This is a genomic window from Pseudomonas triticicola, from assembly GCF_019145375.1.
Classification (GTDB): domain Bacteria; phylum Pseudomonadota; class Gammaproteobacteria; order Pseudomonadales; family Pseudomonadaceae; genus Aquipseudomonas; species Aquipseudomonas triticicola.
In genome coordinates, this window is sequence record NZ_JAHSTX010000002.1 from 249,091 (window position 1) to 268,013 (window position 18,923).

At 62.2% G+C, this 18,923-nt stretch carries 19 protein-coding genes; 9 read left to right on the forward strand and 10 right to left on the reverse strand.

What is annotated here, in order from left to right:
• Nucleotides 1-7: 7 nt before the first annotated feature.
• Entirely contained in the window at nt 8-4,294 is a 4,287-nt protein-coding gene (locus KVG85_RS22945) for a DEAD/DEAH box helicase (protein WP_217865108.1), read from the reverse strand.
• A 276-nt stretch (nt 4,295-4,570) separates the two neighbouring features.
• On the opposite strand from KVG85_RS22945, the gene KVG85_RS22950 reads away from it, so the two are divergent.
• Together KVG85_RS22950 and KVG85_RS22955 are read left to right on the forward strand one after the other, a co-directional pair.
• Entirely contained in the window at nt 4,571-5,455 is an 885-nt protein-coding gene (locus tag KVG85_RS22950; RefSeq protein WP_039761912.1) for a sugar nucleotide-binding protein, read from the forward strand.
• Nucleotides 5,448-6,380 carry an NAD-dependent epimerase/dehydratase family protein gene (locus tag KVG85_RS22955; protein ID WP_217865109.1) on the forward strand — a complete coding sequence of 311 codons (933 nt, stop codon included), beginning with the start codon at nt 5,448-5,450 and terminating at the stop codon, nt 6,378-6,380. The genes KVG85_RS22950 and KVG85_RS22955 overlap by 8 nt, the downstream gene beginning before the upstream one ends.
• A 358-nt stretch (nt 6,381-6,738) precedes the next feature.
• On the opposite strand, the gene KVG85_RS22960 is transcribed toward KVG85_RS22955, so the two are convergent.
• From KVG85_RS22960 to KVG85_RS22985, 6 genes are all read right to left on the reverse strand, one after another.
• Nucleotides 6,739-7,437: an OmpW/AlkL family protein gene (locus KVG85_RS22960; RefSeq protein ID WP_024014503.1), complete on the reverse strand. Its 699-nt coding sequence runs from the start codon at nt 7,435-7,437 to the stop codon at nt 6,739-6,741.
• A gap of 221 nt (nt 7,438-7,658) precedes the next feature.
• Nucleotides 7,659-8,177: a DUF3299 domain-containing protein gene (locus KVG85_RS22965; protein WP_217865110.1), complete on the reverse strand. Its 519-nt coding sequence runs from the start codon at nt 8,175-8,177 to the stop codon at nt 7,659-7,661.
• A gap of 11 nt (nt 8,178-8,188) precedes the next feature.
• Entirely contained in the window at nt 8,189-9,454 is a 1,266-nt protein-coding gene (locus KVG85_RS22970) for an ABC transporter permease (protein ID WP_217865111.1), read from the reverse strand.
• Between the two features lies 1 nt (nt 9,455).
• Nucleotides 9,456-10,166 (reverse strand): ABC transporter ATP-binding protein, encoded by a 711-nt coding sequence (locus tag KVG85_RS22975; RefSeq protein ID WP_217865112.1) that lies wholly within the window; start codon nt 10,164-10,166, stop codon nt 9,456-9,458.
• Nucleotides 10,167-10,305: 139 nt separating this feature from the next.
• Nucleotides 10,306-10,899, reverse strand: coding sequence for a DUF2796 domain-containing protein (locus KVG85_RS22980; RefSeq protein WP_217865113.1), 594 nt, complete (start codon nt 10,897-10,899; stop codon nt 10,306-10,308).
• A 155-nt stretch (nt 10,900-11,054) separates the two neighbouring features.
• Complete coding sequence (locus KVG85_RS22985; RefSeq protein WP_217865114.1) at nt 11,055-11,621, reverse strand: hypothetical protein; 567 nt, start codon at nt 11,619-11,621, stop codon at nt 11,055-11,057.
• A 128-nt stretch (nt 11,622-11,749) separates the two neighbouring features.
• On the opposite strand from KVG85_RS22985, the gene KVG85_RS22990 reads away from it, so the two are divergent.
• Nucleotides 11,750-12,109: a hypothetical protein gene (locus KVG85_RS22990; protein ID WP_217865115.1), complete on the forward strand. Its 360-nt coding sequence runs from the start codon at nt 11,750-11,752 to the stop codon at nt 12,107-12,109.
• A 4-nt stretch (nt 12,110-12,113) separates the two neighbouring features.
• Here KVG85_RS22990 and trxA read toward each other — a convergent pair whose 3' ends face one another.
• The 3 genes from trxA to KVG85_RS23005 form a co-directional block, all read right to left on the reverse strand.
• Nucleotides 12,114-12,986 carry a thioredoxin gene (trxA, locus tag KVG85_RS22995; RefSeq protein WP_217865116.1) on the reverse strand — a complete coding sequence of 291 codons (873 nt, stop codon included), beginning with the start codon at nt 12,984-12,986 and terminating at the stop codon, nt 12,114-12,116.
• 187 nt (nt 12,987-13,173) lie between these two features.
• Entirely contained in the window at nt 13,174-13,827 is a 654-nt protein-coding gene (locus KVG85_RS23000; RefSeq protein ID WP_217865117.1) for a class I SAM-dependent methyltransferase, read from the reverse strand.
• Nucleotides 13,824-14,288: a YbaY family lipoprotein gene (locus KVG85_RS23005; protein ID WP_071173724.1), complete on the reverse strand. Its 465-nt coding sequence runs from the start codon at nt 14,286-14,288 to the stop codon at nt 13,824-13,826. Before KVG85_RS23005 ends, KVG85_RS23000 begins: the two co-directional genes overlap by 4 nt.
• Nucleotides 14,289-14,416: 128 nt before the next feature.
• Between KVG85_RS23005 and nrdR the strand changes: the two genes are divergently transcribed.
• The 6 genes from nrdR (at nt 14,417) to nusB (ending at nt 18,898) form a co-directional block, all read left to right on the forward strand.
• Nucleotides 14,417-14,881: a transcriptional regulator NrdR gene (gene nrdR / locus KVG85_RS23010; protein ID WP_007910946.1), complete on the forward strand. Its 465-nt coding sequence runs from the start codon at nt 14,417-14,419 to the stop codon at nt 14,879-14,881.
• Nucleotides 14,878-16,011, forward strand: coding sequence for a bifunctional diaminohydroxyphosphoribosylaminopyrimidine deaminase/5-amino-6-(5-phosphoribosylamino)uracil reductase RibD (gene ribD / locus KVG85_RS23015; RefSeq protein ID WP_217865118.1), 1,134 nt, complete (start codon nt 14,878-14,880; stop codon nt 16,009-16,011). The genes nrdR and ribD overlap by 4 nt, the downstream gene beginning before the upstream one ends.
• Before the next feature lie 47 nt (nt 16,012-16,058).
• Nucleotides 16,059-16,721, forward strand: coding sequence for a riboflavin synthase (locus tag KVG85_RS23020; protein WP_217865119.1), 663 nt, complete (start codon nt 16,059-16,061; stop codon nt 16,719-16,721).
• 21 nt (nt 16,722-16,742) lie between these two features.
• Nucleotides 16,743-17,834, forward strand: coding sequence for a bifunctional 3,4-dihydroxy-2-butanone-4-phosphate synthase/GTP cyclohydrolase II (ribBA, locus tag KVG85_RS23025; RefSeq protein WP_039761895.1), 1,092 nt, complete (start codon nt 16,743-16,745; stop codon nt 17,832-17,834).
• A gap of 90 nt (nt 17,835-17,924) precedes the next feature.
• Nucleotides 17,925-18,401, forward strand: coding sequence for a 6,7-dimethyl-8-ribityllumazine synthase (ribH, locus tag KVG85_RS23030; RefSeq protein WP_003228649.1), 477 nt, complete (start codon nt 17,925-17,927; stop codon nt 18,399-18,401).
• A complete protein-coding gene (nusB, locus tag KVG85_RS23035; RefSeq protein ID WP_024014489.1) occupies nt 18,398-18,898 on the forward strand; it encodes a transcription antitermination factor NusB in 501 nt (166 codons plus the stop codon). The genes ribH and nusB overlap by 4 nt, the downstream gene beginning before the upstream one ends.
• Nucleotides 18,899-18,923: the final 25 nt, after the last annotated feature.

An 18,923-nucleotide genomic window follows, 5' to 3' on the forward strand; every position in this document is an offset into this window, starting at 1 on the left:
AACACTCTCAATGCCGGATCAGCTTGGCATGCAGTTGTCCCATGGCTATCGGATCCAGCTCCACCCAAACCTGCTGCTTGCCGGCAATCACCGCCGCCACTGGCACCCCATCGCGATACACCAGCCGATTGCTCACCAGCGCCGGCACTTTCACCCCGGGCAACAAGGTCCCGGCCAGATTCAGCGGATCAACCCCACACACCGCCACCAGGCTGCCGTCCTGCGGGCGTCGGCGTACTTCGCGCAGCAAGGGAATAGCTTCGGGCAAGGCAAACTGCTCGCCAGCCAGACCACTGACAAACCGCCCGCCACGAATCTCGCCCCGCGCTTCCAGACGATGAAAGGTGCGCAGCAATTCCCGCCAGCTCGGCAACCAGTCCGCTTCGCGTTCCAGCAGACGCCAGAACACCACGCCGTAGCGGCGCAGCAGGGTCATGGCTACATGTTCGAGCGTCTCGGCGGCATCGGCTGACGAACCCCGGCGCAGCAATGCCCAGCGCCCGGCATCGTCCATGCCGCCGATAAACGCCCCGCGTCCGCGTCGACTGCTGCGCTGCTGGCGCTTGCTTGCAGGAGTGATTAGCGCACGCAAGCCGGCGAAGCTGTCGGCGTTCACCAAACCTGCGGCAACCAGTTCCTGCAAGGCGATTTCCAGTTCGCTGCGCAGCAGGCGCGCTTCATGAATCAACTCATCGAAAAACAGCGCACCATGCTGACTCAGCGCCTCGAAGACTTTCTGTGTTTTCGGCGATAACTCACTAACTGGCGTCTGTTCAGCCAACGCACTCCACAAACCCACCTGGCTACGCGGCAGCAGCACAATCGGCGTACTGCGCAATGCCGAGCCGCTGACCTTCTGCCGCGCATTGATGCGCGTCCACACCAGTTTGCCGTTGCGGCACAGTTCGTCCAGCCAGCTCGGCGAATAGTCCTTGAGGCGTGCCGGCAGGATGTCGCTGTCCCACGCCGAAGCTGCCGCCGGGTAGCCTTCGAACTGGCCGACAATCGCCGGCAGCACCGCGCTGCCCTGGCCTTGGGTGGCCGGCGTCAGATGCTGCCAGTCGAACAGAAAACGCATGAAGTCCTGCAATGCCACCGGTTCGATTTCCCGGCGCAGGCGCTTGACCGTGTAGCGATGGATGCGCGCCAGCAGATGCCGTTCGCACCATTCTTCAATCGCGCCGTTCGGCGTGAACTGGCCGCGCAGCACATAACCTTCGCGTTCCAGTTGCGCGAGAGCCTGATTGACTTGCGCGGCTGGCAGGGCGAGCGGCTCGGCGATGGCGGGCAACGGGATTGGCCCAAAGGCGCCGAGGCGGGCGCGGATCACTTCGACCAGAGCCTCATCGAATGCCCACGTGTCGTCGAAGCCGGGCAGCGCCACCGCCTCAGTCAGCAACGTGGCCTGTGGATAAAGTGCTTGCAGGCAACTCAAGCGTTCGCGGGCCAGCCATAACTGATGCTCGGCGTCGATCTGCAACAGGCAGGCGCGGCCGCTGGCCATCAGCGTTTGCAGCCAGTCCGGCCAACCCGCGTTGGCGCGGGCTTCGGCGTCGCTGATGCAGGCGAGGCTCATCAGCGCTTCATGCATTTCATCCAGGGAGTTGGGCGACGGCCAAGCTTCTTCGCGCACTGCCGTGATCGCATCGGCATCGAGCGCGCCGAGATCATCGGTCGACTGCGGATCGCTCCAGCGTCGATTGATCACCGCTTGCGTGCGGCGTTCCTCCAGCGGCGCGTCGTCGAGAAACGTGTACGGTCGGGCGCTGAGAATTTCTGCCGCCAGCGGCGACGGCGCCGGTAAATCCCGAGCGATCAGGCGCACCTCGCCACGCTCCATGCGCCGCAGCAGGGTCAGCCAGCCTTCGCTGTCCATCGCTTCGTGCAGGCAATCGTCGAGGGTCTGTTCCACCAGCGGATGTTCGGGGACTTCACGCTCGCCGGCGAGGTTTTCCAGGCAGGCGATCTGGTCGGGGAAGACGCTGGCGATGAGGTCTTCGCTTTTCATCCGTTGCAGTTGCGGAGCGACTTTGCGCCCGCCGGTGAAGCGCGGCAACGCCAGCGCCACCCCGGCATTCCAGCGCCAGCGCACGCCGAACAATGGCGCATCAAGCACGGCTTGAATGAGCGTGTGTTCAGCGCTGTTGCTGTGCAGGTAACGCCAGACTTCGTCGAGCTCGAAGCTGTGGCTGGTGGACAGCGACAGCACGATCGCGTCTTCGCTGGCGGCGGCCTGCAACTCGAAGTTGAAGGTGCGGCAGAAACGCTTGCGCAAGGCCAGGCCCCAGGCGCGGTTGATGCGGCTGCCGAACGGCGTGTGAATGATCAGTTGGGTGCCGCCGGACTCGTCGAAAAACCGCTCCATCAACAGCGTGTCCTGCGAGGGCAGGGCGCCAAGGGTTTGCCGTGCGCGCGCCAGATATTCGACCAATTGCTCGGCGCTGGCGAGGTTGAGGCCGAGTATGGTGGTCAGCCAGTCGAGCGCCGGTTGCAGATTACCGGGGCTGGCGCTGAGCAATTCGTCCAACTGCGCTTGCAGGCGCGCGACGGCCGCCGACAGTTCATCACTGCGCCCCGGCGCTTCGCCGAGCCAGAACGGAATGGTCGGCGGCATCCCCTGCGCATCCTCGACGCGCACTTTGCCGCTTTCTACCCGCAGGATGCGATACGAGGTATTGCCAAGCTGGAACACGTCGCCAGCGATACTTTCCACGGCGAAATCTTCGTTGACGCTGCCGATGTTCAAACCTTGCGGTTCGAGCAGCACGCTGTAGTCGGCATTGTCCGGGATGGTGCCGCCGCTGGTCACGGCGGTCAGCTGCGCACCACGCCGGCCACGCAAGGTGCGACTGACGGCGTCGCGGTGCAGGTAGGCGCTGCGGATGCCTTGGCGGCCGTTGTAACCCTCGGCGAGCATGCTCAGCAGGGCCTGATAGTGTTTTTCGTCGAGATCGCGATAGGGCCAGGCACGGCGGAACATCGCCAGCAAGGCGTCCTCCGACCATTCCTGGCAACTGACCTCGGCAATGATCTGCTGCGCCAGCACGTCCAGCGGCTTTTCCGGAATCTGCAGCGTATCCAGCTCGCCCCGGCGCACGCAGTCGAGCAGGGCGGCGCACTCGATCAGATCGTCGCGGGTAGTGGCGAACAAACGCCCCTTGGGCGTGCCGCCGACCTGGTGTCCGGAACGGCCAACCCTTTGCAGAAACGCGGCGATCGAACGCGGTGAACTGATCTGGCAGACCAGGTCGACTTCACCGATATCGATGCCCAGTTCCAGTGATGCCGTGGCGATCAGCACTTGCAACTCGCCGCGCTTGAGCCGTTGTTCGGCATCGAGGCGAAACTCCTTGGCCAGGCTGCCGTGGTGCGCAGCCACGGCCTGCTTGCCGAGGCGTTCGCTCAGATGCCGGCTGAGGCGCTCGGCAAGGCGTCGGGTGTTGACGAAAATCAGTGTGGTGCGATGCTCGCGAGCGAGTTCGGCGAGGCGCTCGTACACCAGTTCCCAGACATCATTGGCCATCACCGCCGACAGCGGCACCGGCGGCACTTCGATGCCCAGATCCCGAGGGCGGGCGTGGCCTATGTCGACGATTTCGCAGGGGCGATCGTGACCGACCAGGAATTGCGCCACGGCTTCTACCGGTTTCTGCGTCGCGGACAGGCCGATGCGGGTCAGCGGTTCGGCGCACAACGCTTGCAGTCGTTCAAGGCTCAAGGACAGATGACTGCCACGCTTGCCGGCGGCCATGGCGTGGATTTCGTCAATGATCACCGTGCGCGTGGTGCCGAGCATCTTGCGCCCGGATTCCGAGCCAAGCAGCACGTACAGCGATTCCGGGGTGGTGACCAGAATGTGCGGCGCGGTCTTGCGCATGGCGGCGCGGTCTTTCTGCGGCGTGTCGCCAGTGCGTACGGCGGTGGTGATGGTCAGCTCCGGCAGGCCCATTTCGCGCAATTGCGCAGTGATGCCGGCGAGCGGATTCTGCAGATTGATCTGAATGTCGTTGGACAGTGCCTTCAGCGGCGAGACATAGACCACCAGGGTTTCGGCGGGCAGACCATCGGGGTGTACCAGACCGCGATGGACAAGCTCATCGAGCACGGCGAGAAACGCGGTCAGGGTTTTGCCGGAGCCAGTGGGCGCGGCGATCAGCGTCGACCGGCGCTGGCGGATCAACGGCCACGCACGGGCCTGAGCGGCGGTGACCGCCGGGAAAGTCTTGCTGAACCAGGCGCTGACGGCGGGGTGAAAACCGGCCAGAGCGCTGTCGGCGGGGAGGGGCAGATTCATGACTGAAGTTATGCGGGCGGGGGCGGGAAGATGCAAGTACCGTTCGGACGCCTTCGCGAGCAGGCTCGCTCCCACCTTGGAATGCGGTCCCCTGTGGGAGCGAGCCTGCTCGCGAAGGGGCCGGTCCGGACGGCGCAAATCCGCGGATCTACACTTTACGGATGACGGTTGCGCACTAAACCCGCAAAATGCAACGATTCCGGCAATTATCGACGACGGTTCCACGAGGACCGTCGCCAAAGCCATCGTTCCAATCAGACTGGGCCTGCTGACTCTATGCGAATGCGCCTTATGTTACTGGGCGGCGGAAATGCCCTTGGGCAGGCGCTGATTCGCCTCGGTGCGGAAGAAGACATCGGTTTCCTCGCCCCCCGCCCACCCGAAAACGGCTGGGATGCCGCGAGCCTCACCCAATTGCTCGACGACACTCGTCCCGATGCGTTGATCAACCTCGCCTACTATTTCGACTGGTTCCAGGCCGAAAGTGTCAGCGAAAGCCGCATGACCGGCCAGGAACGCGCCATCGAGCGTCTGGCCGAACTGTGCCAGCACCACAACATTGTCCTCGTGCAGCCGTCGAGCTATCGCGTGTTCGACGGTTCACGTGCTACGGCCTACAGCGAAAAAGACGAACCGGTGCCGCTGGGCCTCCGCGGTCAGGCCTTGTGGCGCATCGAGCAAAGTGTGCGCGCGACCTGCCCGCAGCATGTGCTGCTGCGTTTCGGCTGGCTGCTCGATGACAGCGCGGACGGCACCCTCGGGCGCTTCCTCGCCCGTGCGGAAAAACCCGAAGAGTTATTGCTGGCCGATGATCGTCGCGGTAATCCGACTCCGGTCGATGACGCCGCACGGGTGATCATCTCCGTGCTCAAGCAACTCGACTGCGCCGCGCCGCTGTGGGGCACTTACCATTACGCCGGCCATGAAGCGACCACACCGCTGGCGCTGGGCCAGGCTATTCTCACCGAAGCACGCAGCCTGCATCCGCTAGCGATCGAAGCACCGACCGCGCAGGCCCACGCCGCGCGCCCGGACGCCGCCGAAGAACCGCAGCACGCGGTGCTGGCCTGCAAGAAAATTCTCCACACTTTCGGGATCAAACCGCGCGCCTGGCGTGCCGCACTCCCGGGTCTACTGGACAGGTTTTACCGACATGGCTGAAGGAACAGTTTTAATCACCGGCGGAGCAGGATTCATCGGCTCGCATTTGACCGACGCGTTGCTCACCAAGGGCTATGCGGTGCGTGTGCTCGACGATCTGTCGACCGGCAAGCGCAGCAACCTGCCGCTGGACAATCCCAAAGTCGAACTGGTGGTCGGCGATGTCGCTGATGCCGGCCTGGTCGCCCGCACCATGCAAGGATGCAACGCTGTCGCGCATCTGGCGGCCGTGGCCTCGGTGCAGGCCTCGGTGGACGATCCGGTGAAAACCCACCAGAGCAATTTCATCGGCACCCTGAATGTCTGCGAAGCCATGCGCCTGACCGGGGTCAAACGTGTGGTGTATGCCTCCAGCGCGGCGGTGTACGGCAACAATGGCGAGGGCGAGTCGATTGATGAAGACACGCCAAAAGCGCCGCTGACACCCTATGCCTCGGACAAACTGGCCGGTGAGCAGTACTTCGATTTCTACCGTCGCCAGCATGGCCTGGAACCGGCAATTTTTCGCTTCTTCAACATCTTCGGCCCACGCCAGGATCCGTCCTCGCCGTATTCCGGGGTGATCAGCATTTTCAGCGAACGCGCCTCGAAGGGTTTGCCGATCACCGTGTTTGGCGATGGTGAGCAGACTCGCGATTTCCTCTATGTCGGTGATCTGGTCGATTTGCTGGTGCAGGCGCTGGAAAAGCCTGATGTACAGGAAGGCGCGGTCAATGTTGGCTGGAATCAGGCGATGAGCCTGAAGCAGATGCTCGAAGCGTTGAAATCGGTAATCGGTGAGTTGCCGCCCGTGAGTTACGGGCCGGCGCGTTCGGGTGATATCCGCCATTCGCGAGCCGATAACCGACGCTTGCTGCAGCGCTTCGAAATGCCGCCGCAGACGCCGATGAGTGTCGGGTTGGCGCGCTTGCTCGGGCGCTCCTGAGAAGCCCCTCACCCTAGCCCTCTCCCAGGGGGAGAGGGAACTGACTGAGGTGTTTGTGAGAAGTACGCCGACTTGCGATACCCAGTCGAACTCAGGTTTTGAACAACACACAAATCGGCTCCCTCTCCCCCGGGAGAGGGCTGGGGTGAGGGGTCCTGGCCTCCAACGCCCCACATGACTCAGCACCAAATGAAAAAGGCGCCCTTCATCAGGCGCCTTTTTCACGGCCGGAATATCGCTATCCCTGTGGCGAGGGAATGTTATCCCCCGATCAACTGCGTACGGTCGTCGTCAGGTCTGTGCCTGCCCGCCACCAAGCCTCATTCACCACCACGTGAACGTTCAGTAAAAAATCGACTTAGAACTTATAGCCCAAACCGACCATGTAGATGAACGGATCGACATCCACATTCACCCGTGCACGGGTGCCCGGCGCGACGGCGTTGTTCTCGACGGTCGCGCGGGTATCGATATCGATGTAGCGCACCTGGGCATTGAGCATGATGTTGTCGGTGATCATGTAGTCGGCGCCGACCTGCCAGGCCAGGCCCCAGGAGTTTTTCGCCTTGAAGTTGCTGAAACCGTTGGCGCTGGCTTCGCTGCCGACGTGTTCGTCGTAGATCCAGGTGTAGTTGATGCCACCACCCACATACGGTTGGAATGCCGATTTCGAATCCAGCGGGTAGTAGACGACGCTGAGGGTCGGCGGCAGGTGTTTCAGGGTGCCGAGCTTGCCGTTGGCGGCGGGCAGGGCGGTGCCCTTGAGCTTGACGTCATGCTCGAACGGCGTGGCTGCCAGCAGCTCGATACCGATGTTGTTGGTGAGCATGTAGGCGAAGTTCAGGCCCAGTTGGGTGTCGCTGCTCATGGTCGCCTTGCCGCCCAGATTGGTGCCGCTCAGCGGACCTTGGTCGACCTTGACGCTGGAGCTGTCGGCCTTCGGGTTGACGGTGATCGCACCGGCGCGCACGAGGATGTCACCGGCTTCGTGGGCGTGGGCGAGCGGGGCTGCGAGCGCGAGGGCAAACAGCGGGGCGCTGAGCAAGGACTTGTTCATGGGGGCTCCGAAAGGACATAAAAATTCGATGTCCTAGGGTACGAAGCCGTCTGATACGGTGTTTTGACTCAGCTCAATGAAACAGTGAAGGGGCGGGGGTTTTGTGGAACCTTTGAGGGCCTATTCGCGAGCAGGCTCGCTCCCACCTTGGAATGTGATCACCTGTGGGAGCGAGCCTGCTCGCGAAGACGATAGACCAGCCAATACAAAACTACCGGGACTCACTCCGGCAGCTCATACGCATAAATCTTCTCCGCTTCCATCTGATACCCGGCATCGGCCAGTTCACTGCTCGAGGCTTTCACCTGCAACGTTCCTTCAACCCAATACGGCTGATACAGCTCATCAAGCTTCACGCCCAGTTCGCTTTTCACATGGACGATCTGGTTCGACGGCGGTGGCGGTACGTGGATGCAGGCGCCGAAATACGGCACCAGCAAAAAGTCGGTAGTGCGCCCCTCTTCACTGACTTCCAGCGGCACGATGTAACCGGGCAGGCGAATGTTCTGTCCGTCGAGGCTCTTCACTACCGGTGCATTGGGCATGTCCTGCTTGGCCGCCGGCGCGGACTCGGCGGAGAGTGCGTCGCCCATCTTCGACAGGTCGTGCAGCGGGGTCATGTTGGGTACTTCCGGCGCGGCGTCCGGTGGGATCATTTCCGACCAGGTCAGGTCTTTCGGCGCCGCCGCCCACACGGGCAGGGCGACCAGCATCAGCAGCGCAAGCAGGGCGCGGGGCATGGTGAACATCCTCATAAACGGATCGACAGGCCATCGGCCAGGGATTGGCGATACGCGCGCCAGGCCGGCACGCTGCCCATCAGCAGCGCGGCCGCCAGAATGCCACCGAGCAGCGTCCATTCATACTCGCTCGGCCATGCCAGTGGCAGGTACAAACCGTAATTGGCCTGCACGTAGCCTTGCGCAGCAGCGATGCCGATGTACAGCAACGCCAGCCCGGCAATCACCCCGGTCAGCGCCAACGCAAAGGCTTCCAGCACCAGCAGACTCGCGATGTGCCAAGGGCGCGCGCCCACCGAACGCAGAATCGCCATCTCGCGGCGACGTTCGTTGAGGCTGGTGAGAATCGCCGTGAGCATGCCGATCAGCCCTGTCAGCACAACGAACAGCGAGACCACGAACAAGGCTTTCTCGGCCGTACTCATCAGGCTCCACAATTCCTGCAAGGCCACGCCCGGCAGAATCGCCAGCATCGGTTCGCCACGGTATTCGTTGATCTCGCGCTGCAAGGCAAAGGTGGAAATCTTGCTGTTGAGGCCGAGCATGAACGCGGTGATCGCTTGTGGCGTCAGGTCCATGTTGCGCGCCTGATCAGCGCTGATCCTGCCGTTGCCGCGCGCCGGCACGCCGTTGTGCCAGTCGATGTGGATCGCCTCCATGCCGCCGAGGCTGATGTGCAACGTGCGGTCCACCGGGGTGCCGGTACGCTGGAGGATGCCGACCACGGTGAAGGGTTTGTCGTCGTGCTTGACCAGGCTGATCGCCGCCACGCCGTGGGCCAGTACCAGTTTGTCGCCGAGCTTGTAGTGCAGCGCTTCGGCGACTTCGGCACCGAGCACCACTTCGAAAGGATCGGTGGCAAACGTGCGACCGTCGGCCAGCGCCAAGTGTTGCTGGCGCCCGTACTGGTAGTGCTCGAAGTAGGCTTCGGTGGTGCCCATCACGCGATAGCCGCGATGGGAATCGCCGAGGGACATGGGTATTGCCCACTTCACTTTCGGGTTGTTGGCGAAGTGTTCAAAGCTGTCCCAACGGATGTTGTTGGTAGCGTTGCCGATGCGGAACACCGAATACAGCAGCAGGTTCACCGAGCCCGAACGAGCACCGACGATCAGGTCAGTACCGCTGATGGTGCTGGCGAAACTGGCCTTGGCTTCGGTGCGCACGCGCTCGACGGCGAGCAGCAGGCACACCGAAAGAGCAATGGCGAAAGCAGTGAGCAATGCGGTGAAACGGCGATTGGCCAGGCTGGCCATGGCCAGACGAAACAGATACATCTCAGACCTCGGCGGACGTGGCGGCGCGGTTAAGCTCGGCCAGGGACAGGTGACGGTCGAACAGCGGCGCCAGGCTCTGGTCGTGGCTGACGAACAACAGACTCGATCCGGCCTCGCGGCACTCGGCAAACAACAGACGAATGAAGCTCTCGCGGGCGTCGTAATCCAGCGCCGAGGTCGGTTCGTCGGCGATCACCAGCTCCGGTTGGCCGATCAACGCGCGGGCGGCAGCGACCCGTTGTTGCTGGCCGATGGACAGCGAGTCGGCGCGGCGGCTGAGGATGCTTTCGTCTTTCAGACCCAAGTGCGCGAGCAACGTGGCGGCGGCTTGATCGACGCTGCCGTGGCGCTGTTTCGCCCGTTGCGCACGCAGTTTCGAGAAATGGCACGGCAACTCAACGTTCTCGCGCACCGAGAGAAACGGCAGCAGGTTGAATTGCTGGAAAATGTAGCCGGTGTGATCGACACGAAACGTATCGCGCTTGCCGGCAGACAGTTCGGTCAGCTCCTGGCCGAGCAGTCGAATGCTGCCCCGATTGGGCTTCTGCACCCCGCCGAGCAGGCCGAGCAGGGTGGTCTTGCCGCTGCCGCTGGGGCCTTTGAGAAACAGGGTTTCGCCGGCTTCCAGACGAAACGCCGGGATGTCCAGCAGCGGCGGGTGACCGGGCCAGTTGAAGCCAAGGTCGGAAAGTTCGATGAGTGCTTGGGTCATGGCACCGATTTTCATGAAGTGAACACATAACCCTGTGGGAGCGAGCCTGCTCGCGAAAGCGCTGTGTCAGACATCCACATGTCAGCTGACACGCCGCCTTCGCGAGCAGGCTCGCTCCCACAGGGGATTTCGGTGGATCCTAGAATTTCAGCGCAGCCGATTTCGCCGTCACTTCGGTACCTTGCTGGCCGCTGGCGCTGATCAGTTGTACCTGAATCTTCTGCGTCGCCGGGAAGGTCTTGAAGATGTTTGCCAGATTCAGCGTGTTCAGCGCGCCCGGTGTGGCGCAGCTGAATTGGTAATGCGCATGGATTTCGCTGTGGTCGTGGTGATGCTCGTGACCGTCCTTGTCCGCCTCATCTTCGTCGTGATCATCGGCGTCCGGCTTGTCGCCGAACAGCGGGCTTTCCAATTCCTGGCTGACCACCTTGCAACCGGCCGCAGCGGGCAGGCTGAACAGAGCCAATGGTTTTTCCAGCTGCGCCCGAGCGGCAGCGACTTTGGCCTTGTCGGCATTGGACGTGGCGGCGTGTTCAAAACCGACCAGATTCATCGCCGGGCTTTCCAGCTCCAGCTCCAGGGTCTGACCATCAAGCGCGGCGTTCAGCCGGCCCACGCCATGTTCGTGAGCGCCGAGGCTGCCGTGCTCATGATCGTGATCGTGCTCATCAACCGCATGGGCAGCGGCCAGCGGCAACAGGGCAAACGGCAAAGCGAGCAGCAAACGACGCATGACGGACTCCGAGAAAAATGAAAAGTTTGTTATGTAATCTTATAACGAAAGTCCGCAGAGTGTGCCCGTGCGCTTGAGATTGCGCAAGACATGGCTAAGCACCGCCCGGGATGAGTTCGCGGGCGGTGCTGGGATTGGATGTCATGCTTGCAGAATCAGAAGCCTGCGCCGGGATAATCGAACCAATAGTGTCCCGAAAGAACATCGTTGATCATATTTGCGTCGAGCACGCTCGGGGCATCGCGACTGAAACGCTGTCGCCAAGCCGGAAGCCACCAGTAGTTGATGGCTGTTCCGCGCGGAAATACCACCAGAGTCAGCACCTCCTTATCCATTTTGCCCTGCGTGTAGAGTTGATGACTGCGATCCATCAGGGCCATGTACTGGTCGATTGGCAGTCTGAACATAAGTGCCATGGTGAAGATTTTTTCACTCTGACTGAACGCCGAACTCTGCAGTACCCGCAATGCTTCGCAAGTGTGTGAATTCGGTTGACTCGCTATGCTCTGGCCTTCGGGGGTTGAAAGTATGTCGAAACGATCATCCATGTCTCGCCAGTCGGTCCGGCTATTGCGCTCAAAGTAATCACGAATAACAAGGGTCAGTGGACCTGCAGTTTCGCCGTCAGCGGGACAAGCCGAAAGATCGGCAGGCAACCAGATGCGCCATGCCACGATGAGCAAGAGTGGGGTCATCAATAGGGCGTAGTAACTTCGTTTCATTACAGGGTGCTGTGAGAAAAAGGACACTGTAGATGAATGCTCGATAACCGCCACACTGGACAACGTCGCTTGGCGTTGCACAAGTCCCATGGGAGCATGCAGGTCAGAATAATGCAGGAGCGAACTTGATGTTGCGGATACGCGGAACGGTCGGCGAGGTGCCGGTGGATTTGACGGTGGAGCTGGATGACAGCGATTGGGCCAGGCTGGGTTCGGCGCTGAGCGGGCAGGCGCCGATTGCGCAGTCTGAGGCGGTTGCGCCCGCTCCGGCGGCGAAGCCGGTGAATCAGGATGATGCGCTGTGGCAGGTGGCCAAAGACTTGTTGCGCAACGCCGGGCAACTTAGCGGGCCGGATCTGCTCGATCAGTTGGAGGTGCTGACCGGCAGTGCGGCAGCGGGCAAGCGTTTGCTCGTGCGTCTGCGCCACAGTGCCGATGTGAAAGTGGCGAGCGGCGGTGATACGCCGCTCTATAGCTGGATCGGGTAAGGCCTTAATACAGCGCCGCAAACACTTTGCGACGGTAAGCCGTCACCAACGGATGATCATTGCCCAGCAGCTCGAACACCTGCAGCAAGGTCTTGTGCGGCAAGCCTTCGCCGTAGCTGCGGTTGCGGATGAACAGTTTGAGCAAGGCGTCCAGCGCCGCTTCGTATTGCTGGCGCGCCAGTTGCTGGATCGCCAGTTGGTACACCGCTTCATCGTCCTGTGGATTTTGCGCCAGGCGGCTTTTCAGGTCGGCGGCGTCCGGCAGGTCGCGGGCGAGGCCGAGGAACTGGATCTGCGCCTTGGCCCCAGCGAGTGCGGCTTTGTGCTCATCGCTCTTGACCGCGTCGAGCACAGTTTGCGCTTCGCCCAGCTCACCGCGCTCGGTCAGGCAGCGCGCGTAAAGGATCAGCGCTTTGGCGTTGGTATTGTCTTCTTTGAGCAGGGTCACCAGCACCGCTTCCGCCTCGGCGAAGTGACCTTCGTCGAACATCGCCTGAGCCTGTTCGAACGGGTCGGCAGCGGCCGGTGGCGGCATCTGCACATGCGGTTCCAGCAGGGCGCGTACGGCGGATTCCGGTTGTGCGCCAGCAAAGCCGTCGACCGGCTGACCGTCCTTGAACAGCACCACGGTCGGCAGGCTGCGAATGCCGAAGCGGGCGACGATGTCCTGCTCGATGTCGCAGTTGACCTTGGCCAGCAGCAACTCGCCCTGATAGCTCTCGGCAATGCCTTGCAACATCGGCATCAACGCCTTGCACGGCGCACACCATTCGGCCCAGAAATCCACCAGCACCGGTTTGTTGAAGGAGGCTTCGATCACCGACTGGTCGAAATCGGCAGTCGTGGCGTCGAAGATGTACGGCGTTTGCTGACTCATGGGGGATCTCGTCGAAGAAGCTTGGAATGGGGCAACTATACGGCTTGGTGGGGGGTGGCCGGAAGCGGGGCGGGTTCGAGAGCTGTGTTGCATGGGCGGACGCCTTCGCGAGCAGGCTCGCTCCCACAGGGGATTTATGAACGACATAGATCCAGTGTGGGAGCGGGCTTGCCCGCGATGCTTTCAGCTAGCGCCGTGCATGGTAGAGGCTGACATGTCTGAATTCCTCAGGCTCGGCCAGATCCGGCAAGGTCATCGCCTCGAGCACTTCAATTCGCTCATACAACGGATGACGAAAATCCCGCACCCGTGAATCCGCCACCAGCGCTTCGCGTCCGCGAGTGAGAAACGCGTCGAGCAGCGGCAGATTGGCGCGGTCGTACAGCACGTCGGCGACCAGAATCAGATCGAAGCGATCGGCCTCGGCAAAGAAATCCGTCGAGTAGCTCATCTGCACATTGTTGAGCTCGGCGTTCGCCTTGCACGCGGCGATCGCCAACGGATCGAGATCGCAGGCCACCACTTCCAGCGCCCCGGCCTTGACCGCTGCGATGCCGGCGATTCCGGATCCGGCGCCGAAATCCAGCACGCGCTTGCCGCGCACCCACTCTGGAAACTGTGCCAGATAACGCGCCACCGCCAAGCCGCTGGCCCAGCAAAAGCTCCAATAGGGCGGTTCATGCAGGATCCGCTGGGTTTCTTCCTGGCTGAATTCGCGGGCCATGTTGTCTCCGTCGATCAGCCACAGCTGCAAATCAGTGCCCGGCAACGCACAGGCTTTCAGTCTGGCGTCGCCGAGCAATTCCCCCAAGGCCTGTTGCAGGTCGAGCGGTGCTGTCATGGCGCTTTGACGAATTGCAGCTGGCCCAAAGCCTGAGTGGTCGGTTGAGTGATGGTCTGCGACGGCAGGTGCAGGATCAGTTGTCCGGACTGGCTGGCGCGACCGCGCAGCTCAACCCGTGCGCCGGCCGGAAATGCCTCGGGGTTGAAGCGCAGGTGAAACGGCAGGATCTGGTTGTTGCCGATCAGGCTGGAACTGGCGAGCAATTGTTGCGGGCGATCCTTTTCATCGATCACCAGCAGCGCCAATTCGACTTCGGCGCCGGTTGGCACGCCTTGCAGGGTGCCGCTCAATTCGCGCTGATGGGCTGGCAGCGGGCCGAGTTCGGCGGCCTCTTTGGCTTTTTTCTGCGCCTGTTGCGGCGCGGGGCCCGGCGTCGGCGGTTGCGGCTTGGGTGCGTCGCTGCCACAGGCCACCAGCAGGCTGAAAAGACTGAGCAGAACGAGCGGACGTAACGGCATTGGAGGCTCCGGCAGAATGAATTCCATGGATCAGACGATCATGCCGTTCTGTATACCGCAAAGCCTATGGCTTGTCTTGCCACGGGGATGCGCTACCATGGCCCTCCCATTTTTTGTTGCCAGCCACCATGCACTGTCCCTTCTGCGGTGCCAACGACACCAAGGTCATCGACTCGCGTCTGGTCGCCGAGGGCGAACAGGTGCGCCGCCGGCGTGAATGCCTGGCCTGCGGCGAACGTTTCACGACGTTCGAGACGGCCGAACTGGTGTTGCCGCGCCTGATCAAAACCGACGGCAGCCGCCAACCGTTCGACGAAGAAAAACTCCGCGCCGGCATGCAACGCGCGCTGGAGAAACGTCCGGTCAGCGTCGAGCGCCTCGAATCCTCTCTGGTCCATATCAAGCACAAGCTGCGCGCCACCGGCGAACGCGAGGTCAAATCCCTCGTGGTCGGCGAGCTGGTGATGGCCGAGCTGCAAAAGCTTGATGAAGTCGCCTATATCCGTTTTGCCTCGGTGTACAAGCGCTTCCAGGACCTCAATGAATTCCGCGAAGAGATCGACCGCCTCGCCCGCGAACCGGTGAAAGAATGACCACCGCCGCCGAGCAGGCGATCCTCGACGCGCATTTCATGGCCCGCGCACTGGAACTGGCGCGCAAGGGGCACTACACCACCCATCCCAATCCGCGAGTCGGTTGCGTGGTGGTGCGTGACGGGCAGATTGTCGGCGAAGGCTGGCATGAGCGCGCCGGCCAACCCCATGCCGAAGTCCACGCCCTGCGCGCCGCCGGCGAGCGGGCCCGGGGCGCGACGGCGTATGTGACCCTCGAACCTTGCAGTCATCACGGACGCACGCCGCCGTGCGCCGACGCCTTGGTGACCGCTGGCGTTGCCCGGGTCGTGGCGGCGATGCGTGATCCCAATCCACAAGTTGCCGGGCGCGGTTTGCAGCGCTTGGCCGAGGCCGGTATCGCCACTGAAAGCGGGGTGCTGGAAGCAGAGGCACGCAAGCTCAATCAAGGTTTTCTGAAACGCATGGAACATGGCTTGCCATTCGTGCGGGTCAAGCTGGCCATGAGCCTCGACGGGCGCACGGCGATGGAAAGCGGCGAGAGTCAGTGGATCACCGGCCCGGCGGCGCGTTCGGCGGTGCAGCGTTTGCGCGCTGAGGCGGCGGTGGTGCTGACCGGCGCCGATACGGTGCTGGCCGATGGCGCACGCTTGACCGTGCGCGCGGACGAACTCGGTCTGGACAGCGAGCAAACCGCGCTGGCCATGAGTCGCCCGCCATTGCGCGTGTTGATCGATGGCCGCCTGCGAGTGCCGCTGGATGCGCCGTTCTTCAAGGCCGGGCCGGCGCTGGTCGCCACCTGTGTAGCGGTCGAGGAGCAATACGCCAACGGCCCGGAATGCCTGATCGTGCCGGGTGACGACGGCCAAGTCGATTTGCATCAGTTGCTTATCCAACTGGCCGACCGTGGCACCAACGAGGTGCTGGTCGAGGCCGGGCCGCGTCTGGCCGGTGCCTTTGCGCAACTGGGGCTGGTCGACGAGTTCGTGATCTTCATTGCCGGCAAATTCCTTGGCTCCACGGCGCGTCCGCTGCTCGACTGGCCGCTGGCGCAGATGAAAGATGCGCCGGAACTGAAAATCACTGAAATCCGCGCGGTGGGCGATGACTGGCGAGTCACTGCGATCCCTGTCCCTGCAGCCCGCGTATAATTCCCGGCCATCGCGTTAGCGCTGGCCTCGTTCTCAAGGAGAACCCCATGTTCACCGGCATCATCGAATCCATCGGCAGTATCCGCGCACTGGCCCCAAAGGGCGGTGATGTGCGGGTGCACGTCGCAACCGGCAAGCTCGATCTGAGTGACGTCAAACTCGGCGACAGCATCGCGGTCAACGGCGTTTGCCTGACCGCCGTCGAGTTGCCGGGCGACGGCTTTGCCGCCGACGTCAGCCGCGAAACCCTCGATTGCACCGCCATGAATGACCTGAAAAGCGGCAGCCCGGTCAATCTGGAAAAAGCCCTGACCCCGACCACTCGCCTCGGCGGGCATCTGGTCAGCGGCCACGTCGATGGTGTCGGCGAAGTGGTATCGCGCAGCGACAATGCCCGCGCCGTGGAATTTCGCATCCGCGCGCCGAAAGAGCTGGCCAAGTACATCGCCCACAAAGGCTCGATCACCGTCGACGGCACCAGCCTGACCGTGAACGAAGTCGATGGCGCCGAGTTCATGCTGACGATCATTCCGCACACCCTCAGCGAAACCATCATGGCCTCATACAAGCCGGGCCGCCGGGTGAATCTGGAAGTCGACCTGCTGGCGCGTTATCTGGAGCGTCTGCTGCTGGGCGACAAGGCCGCCGAGAAGACCGCCGGCAGCACCATCACCGAAAGCTTTCTGGCCCAAAACGGCTACCTCAAATAATTCAAAAGAAGGGGGTGCCTTGTGGCGCTCAATAGCATCGAAGAACTGGTTGAAGACATCCGCCAAGGCAAGATGGTCATCCTCATGGATGACGAAGACCGCGAGAACGAAGGCGACCTGATCATGGCCGCCGAATGCTGCCAGGCCGAACACATCAACTTCATGGCCAAGCACGCCCGTGGCCTGATCTGCATGCCGATGAGCCGCGAGCGCTGCGAACTGTTGAAGCTGCCGCTGATGGCGCCGCGCAACGGTTCCGGTTTCGGCACCAAGTTCACCGTTTCGATCGAAGCTGCCGAAGGCGTGACCACCGGCATCTCCGCCGCTGACCGTGCGCGCACCGTGCAAGCGGCTGCCGCCAAAGACGCCAAGGCTGAAGATATCGTCAGTCCGGGCCACATCTTCCCGCTGATGGCCCAGGCCGGCGGCACCCTCGCTCGCGCCGGCCACACCGAAGCCGCCTGCGACCTGGCGCGCATGGCCGGTTTCGAGCCGAGCGGCGTGATCTGCGAAGTGATGAACGACGACGGCACCATGTCCCGTCGCGCCGAACTCGAAGCATTCGCCGCCGAACACAACATCAAGATCGGCACCATCGCCGACCTGATCCACTACCGGATGATCCACGAACGTACCGTTCAGCGGATTGCCGAGCAGCCGCTGGACAGCGAACTGGGCCAATTCAACCTGGTGACCTATCGTGATTCGGTGGAAGGCGACGTGCACATGGCCCTGACGCTGGGCACTGTCTGCGCTGAGGAGCCGACGCTGGTTCGCGTGCACAACATGGACCCGCTGCGCGACCTGCTGATGGTCAAGCAACCGGGCCGTTGGAGCCTGCGCGCCGCCATGGCTGCGGTCGCCGAGGCCGGCAGCGGTGTGGTGCTGCTGCTCGGTCACCCGCTAGATGGCGACGTGCTGCTGGCGCATATCCGTGAAACCGGTGAGCAGGCAGCGCCGAAAAAACCGACCACTTACAGCATTGTCGGTGCCGGTTCGCAGATCCTGCGTGACCTCGGCGTGCGCAAAATGCGCTTGATGTCGGCACCAATGAAGTTCAATGCGATATCCGGTTTCGATCTGGAAGTTGTAGAATACGTGCCCTCCGAATAATGACCGGCTGTTTCCGGACTCCGATTCGCGGCAAATAATCACTGAGGGACGCGTAGCAGACGCGTCCCGGCTCTTTAAGAGAACTGACGAATGACCCTGAAGACCATCGAAGGTACCTTCATCGCCCCTAAAGGCCGCTACGCTCTGGTAGTGGGCCGCTTCAACAGCTTCGTGGTTGAAAGCCTGGTCAGCGGTGCCGTTGATGCCCTGGTTCGCCACGGCGTGAGCGAAAGCGACATCACCATCATCCGCGCACCGGGCGCCTTCGAAATCCCGCTGGTTGCGCAGAAAGTCGCCCAGAAAGGCGAGTTCGCAGCCATCATCGCCCTTGGCGCGGTCATTCGTGGCGGTACTCCGCACTTCGAATACGTGGCTGGCGAGTGCACCAAAGGCCTGGCCCAGGTCTCCATGGAATTCGGCGTACCGGTCGCCTTCGGCGTGCTGACCGTTGACTCCATCGAGCAAGCCATCGAACGTTCCGGCACCAAGGCCGGTAACAAAGGTGCCGAAGCTGCCCTGTCCGCTCTGGAAATGGTCAGCCTGCTGGCGCAGTTGGAGGCCAAGTGATTAGCGACGAAAGCGATCGTTTCAACCCGCGCGATCCGAAACCTGCGGATGCCGGCAAGCCGTCGAAGAGCGCCAAGCGTCGCGAAGCCCGTCAGCTCGCGACCCAGGCGCTGTACCAGTGGCACATGGCCCGGCAATCGCTGAACGAGATCGAAGCGCAGTTTCGCGTTGATAACGATTTCACCGATGTCGACGGTGCCTACTTCCGTGAAATCCTTCACGGGGTTCCGCAGTTCAAGACCGAAATCGACACTGCCTTGACGCCTTGCCTGGATCTGGCGATCGAAGAGCTGGACCCGGTTGAACTGGCGGTTCTGCGCCTGTCGACCTGGGAACTGCTCAAGCGCGTCGACGTGCCGTATCGCGTTGTGATCAACGAAGGTATCGAGCTGGCCAAGGTGTTTGGTTCGACCGACGGCCACAAGTTCGTCAACGGCGTGCTCGACAAGCTGGCCCCGCGCCTGCGTGAAGCTGAAGTGAAGGCGTTCAAGCGCTGATCGGCGCTTGAATAATTTTTCTCGG

Bases quoted from the DNA above. Each gene is read 5' to 3' on its own strand.
- KVG85_RS22975 (WP_217865112.1), bottom strand. From the start codon at position 10,166: ATGACCCAAGCACTCATCGAACTTTCCGACCTTGGCTTCAACTGGCCC.
- nrdR (WP_007910946.1), top strand. From the start codon at position 14,417: ATGCACTGTCCCTTCTGCGGTGCCAACGACACCAAGGTCATCGACTCG.
- KVG85_RS22945 (WP_217865108.1), bottom strand. From the start codon at position 4,294: ATGAATCTGCCCCTCCCCGCCGACAGCGCTCTGGCCGGTTTTCACCCC.
- ribD (WP_217865118.1), top strand. From the start codon at position 14,878: ATGACCACCGCCGCCGAGCAGGCGATCCTCGACGCGCATTTCATGGCC.
- KVG85_RS22985 (WP_217865114.1), bottom strand. From the start codon at position 11,621: ATGAAACGAAGTTACTACGCCCTATTGATGACCCCACTCTTGCTCATC.
- ribH (WP_003228649.1), top strand. From the start codon at position 17,925: ATGACCCTGAAGACCATCGAAGGTACCTTCATCGCCCCTAAAGGCCGC.
- KVG85_RS22980 (WP_217865113.1), bottom strand. From the start codon at position 10,899: ATGCGTCGTTTGCTGCTCGCTTTGCCGTTTGCCCTGTTGCCGCTGGCC.
- KVG85_RS22955 (WP_217865109.1), top strand. From the start codon at position 5,448: ATGGCTGAAGGAACAGTTTTAATCACCGGCGGAGCAGGATTCATCGGC.
- KVG85_RS22965 (WP_217865110.1), bottom strand. From the start codon at position 8,177: ATGCCCCGCGCCCTGCTTGCGCTGCTGATGCTGGTCGCCCTGCCCGTG.
- KVG85_RS23020 (WP_217865119.1), top strand. From the start codon at position 16,059: ATGTTCACCGGCATCATCGAATCCATCGGCAGTATCCGCGCACTGGCC.
- trxA (WP_217865116.1), bottom strand. From the start codon at position 12,986: ATGAGTCAGCAAACGCCGTACATCTTCGACGCCACGACTGCCGATTTC.
- KVG85_RS22990 (WP_217865115.1), top strand. From the start codon at position 11,750: ATGTTGCGGATACGCGGAACGGTCGGCGAGGTGCCGGTGGATTTGACG.
- KVG85_RS22950 (WP_039761912.1), top strand. From the start codon at position 4,571: ATGCGAATGCGCCTTATGTTACTGGGCGGCGGAAATGCCCTTGGGCAG.
- KVG85_RS23000 (WP_217865117.1), bottom strand. From the start codon at position 13,827: ATGACAGCACCGCTCGACCTGCAACAGGCCTTGGGGGAATTGCTCGGC.
- KVG85_RS23005 (WP_071173724.1), bottom strand. From the start codon at position 14,288: ATGCCGTTACGTCCGCTCGTTCTGCTCAGTCTTTTCAGCCTGCTGGTG.
- KVG85_RS22970 (WP_217865111.1), bottom strand. From the start codon at position 9,454: ATGTATCTGTTTCGTCTGGCCATGGCCAGCCTGGCCAATCGCCGTTTC.
- KVG85_RS22960 (WP_024014503.1), bottom strand. From the start codon at position 7,437: ATGAACAAGTCCTTGCTCAGCGCCCCGCTGTTTGCCCTCGCGCTCGCA.